Origin of the sequence: Dissulfurispira sp., from assembly GCF_036745535.1 — a bacterium.
Lineage (GTDB): Bacteria > Nitrospirota > Thermodesulfovibrionia > Thermodesulfovibrionales > Dissulfurispiraceae > Dissulfurispira.
In genome coordinates this window covers 36,901-40,029 of the sequence record NZ_DAIOFX010000011.1, presented here as the reverse complement: position 1 = coordinate 40,029, position 3,129 = coordinate 36,901, and the positions used below count along the sequence as shown (strand labels likewise).

Genomic DNA, 3,129 nt, shown 5'->3' with positions numbered 1-3,129 from the left:
CTCCTTTCTATAAAAAGGGTGCTGGAAAAAAGAAGACTTGCAGAAGAGAACAAATACCTCCGTGCAGAGCTTTCAAAGAGATACAATTTTCACAACATAATTGGCAAATCCCCTGCCATGCAGAATATATTTAATCTCATAGAGAGAGTGGCAGACAGCGATGCAACCGCACTGCTTATCGGAGAGAGCGGAACAGGAAAGGAGCTCGTTGCAAGGGCTATCCATTTCTCAGGAAAACGGAAAAACAGAAACTTTGTTGCCATCAACTGCAGTGCGCTCCCTGACACTCTTCTGGAAAGCGAGCTCTTTGGACACACAAAGGGGGCATTTACAGGTGCTACGGAAAACAAACAGGGATTATTCGAGTATGCAAACACCGGTACTCTCTTTCTGGATGAAATCGCTGATACGAGTCCACCTGTTCAGGCAAAACCACTTCGCGTCATAGAAAACAAAAAAATCAGAAAACTGGGAGATAACAGAGAAATAGAGGTGGATGTAAGGATAATAGCTGCCACGAGCAGAAACCTGCGAAAACTTATAGATGAAAACACATTCAGGGAAGACCTCTTTTACAGGATAAATGTATTCCCCCTGAATATCCCATCCCTCAGGGAGAGAAAGGAAGATATACCGCTCTTAATCGAACACTTTCTAAGGGGAAGAAAACAGATGCATCCCTCAACCATAGATATGCTGATAAACTACAGTTGGCCTGGAAATGTAAGGGAACTCGAAAATATGATCGAAAGACTGGTTATATTCTCGGGCTCGGACACCATTATGCCAGATAATTTGCCCTCAGAGGTTAAAGATACGGTATGCAAGAAAATCGACAGCAGCCTTTCCTATCAGGAAGCAAAAAACAGGTACTCGATGAGTTCAATCAAAACTTCATTACATGCACCCTCAGACAGACAGGAGGCAATGTCACAAAGGCTGCTGAAAAACTAAGACTCGACAGGGCAAACCTTCAGAGGCTCATGAGAAAATACGGTATAGTTTCCACTGAGCATAAAGACTAACAACTGCGTCATCCTGACAGCACCGTTTATTCCTTTATTTTCAGAAACTTAAACAGTTTATCATTATATTAGTGCGTCTTTTTAATCTCTCTGCAGAAACACCCTTGCCCATATCTTGTTGATTTATAAGAATTTTTACTGCTGGCATAAAAATAGCTATAACATTTTTCAAAAAAATTGCTTAACATTCAAAACAAGGAGGGACAAAATGAACAGAAGGATTTTAGTATTACTGCTTATCTCCTTCTGTGCCATAGGCTTAATAGTCTACGGCACGCAGGCAGAGGGCAAAAAAGCAGGGGACAATGTATTGAAAGGAATTGTTCAGGATGCGTCAGGGCAGGCAGTGGAAAATGCCAGTGTTTATCTCATACCTTCGGCAGATGTGGAGGTAATGGCAAAGACCCCAACCGAGATTAAAAGGGATTCTAAAACCGATGAGCCGCTTGAGGACAATTTAGCTGCAAACAGGGATAAATACCAGAAGGCAGCCACTGACAAAAAGGGAAACTTCAAGATTTCCGATGTTGCAGGCGGTAAATACTTCATCTATGTAGAACCATCGGATAAAGAGCATTTGCCCGGCGGTGATATGTCAAACAAGGCCGTGTCAACAGCGGAGTTCAAAGGAAAAACTGTAAAGATACTCGTGTCAGGGAATGTACCTGCCGATGCAACATATGTTGGGACATCAAAATGCCTGACATGCCACAAGGCGTATGAAAGCGAAAAGAAGACGCTGCACAAACTCGGCATCCGGATGGCAGGAAAAGACAGCAAGCTTCAGGATGTATCAAGATTCCCTGATTTTGACAAAGGCCTTAAAAAACTCATGGCAGGAACGAAACTCTACTTTTACAACTTCGACAAAAGCAGGGGGTTTGACAAATATATGATCTCTGAAAAAGCGCCCTCAGACCCTGCATCGGTGAGCTTTATTGCTACGTTCTTCAAAGACAGCGACGGAAAACTGAAATTTAAAACAGAGAACATGAAAGACGCTTCAGACCCCGCAAGGACGTATGCCGTGGAAATGACTTACGGCGGAGGCCTCTACAAACAGAGATACCTTTACAGGGTTGGCAAAAACCTATTCCCATTCGTCCAGTACAACCCTACAGGGGATGACAGTTATGGAGACAGGACAAGAAAGCCGTGGAGAGATTATCATGCTGACTGGCTCTTCAATGAAGAGACAAAGAAGCTCACAGACCCTCCAAAGGCAAAATCCTTTGAAAAGGAATGCGCCTCGTGCCATTACACGGGATACACTCTTACAAAGACGGATTTCAGGAGAATATATAGCAGGCGCTGTTAACGATCCAAATGGCGAGGCTGATATCGACGGCGACGGCATACCTAATGAGTTAAACATAGGTTGCGAGACATGCCACGGCCCCGGCTCTGCCCACGTAAAGGCTTCAAAAGCAAATAAGGCATCAACTATAGTCAGCCCGGGCAAACTATCAACAGAGAGGGCTTCTGTAATCTGTGGGCAGTGCCACAGCAGGCCGCAGGGAAATCTCAAAAACGATCAGCCTGTAAGCAAAGACAACAAGATGATGGTTGTAGGCACGAGCAGAAACGACTACCTCGTCAATTACACAACTAGGGAAGATGCTGTCCCCAAGGATTACTGGCCTGACGGCATACACTCAAAATCGCATCATCAACAGTATACCGACTTCATTAAGTCAAAAAATACAGAAATGGAAATCAGTTGATTTCTTGCTCTGATTGCCACGACCCGCACGGAATGACCAATTACAAACATCAGATGAGGGCAGATGTAAGGGACGAAAAAGATTCGCTCTGCACGAACTGTCACAAAGCAAGTGCTGATATTAAGAAGCATATGCTGGCAACGATAGGCATTGGAGAGAAGGGCAAGATCAACTGTATTGACTGCCATGCAACAAAGACTATACAAACAGGAGCAGGACTTGGCAAAGGTCTTGCGAGAAAAGACGGCAAGAACTACTGGATGAATGATATCACTTCCCACCTGTTTGATGTACCGAAAAAGGATAATGTTGGAGTCAAAGACATCGACCCCGGAAAGGCCATGCCCATACCTTATACAAATGCCTGCGGCAAATGCCAT

At 44.2% G+C, this 3,129-nt stretch carries 5 protein-coding genes; all 5 read left to right on the top strand.

The genetic code is table 11. The features are described from left to right. Positions 1 to 954 (top strand): sigma-54 interaction domain-containing protein (locus tag V7L97_RS04040; RefSeq protein ID WP_333653577.1); only part of this gene is annotated, 954 nt, incomplete at its 5' end. Continuing rightward, positions 897 to 1,025 (top strand): helix-turn-helix domain-containing protein, encoded by a 129-nt coding sequence (locus tag V7L97_RS12895; RefSeq protein ID WP_442891744.1) that lies wholly within the window; start codon positions 897 to 899, stop codon positions 1,023 to 1,025. The genes V7L97_RS04040 and V7L97_RS12895, both read left to right, overlap by 58 nt. A 208-nt stretch (positions 1,026 to 1,233) precedes the next feature. Beyond that, on the top strand, positions 1,234 to 2,343 hold the full coding sequence (locus tag V7L97_RS04035) for a carboxypeptidase-like regulatory domain-containing protein (protein ID WP_333653575.1): 1,110 nt from the start codon (positions 1,234 to 1,236) through the stop codon (positions 2,341 to 2,343). A gap of 299 nt (positions 2,344 to 2,642) precedes the next feature. Next, positions 2,643 to 2,762: a hypothetical protein gene (locus tag V7L97_RS12890; protein WP_442891743.1), complete on the top strand. Its 120-nt coding sequence runs from the start codon at positions 2,643 to 2,645 to the stop codon at positions 2,760 to 2,762. Next, the coding region (locus V7L97_RS04025) for a cytochrome c3 family protein (RefSeq protein ID WP_333653573.1) at positions 2,746 to 3,129 on the top strand (384 nt) is incomplete at its 3' end. The genes V7L97_RS12890 and V7L97_RS04025, both read left to right, overlap by 17 nt.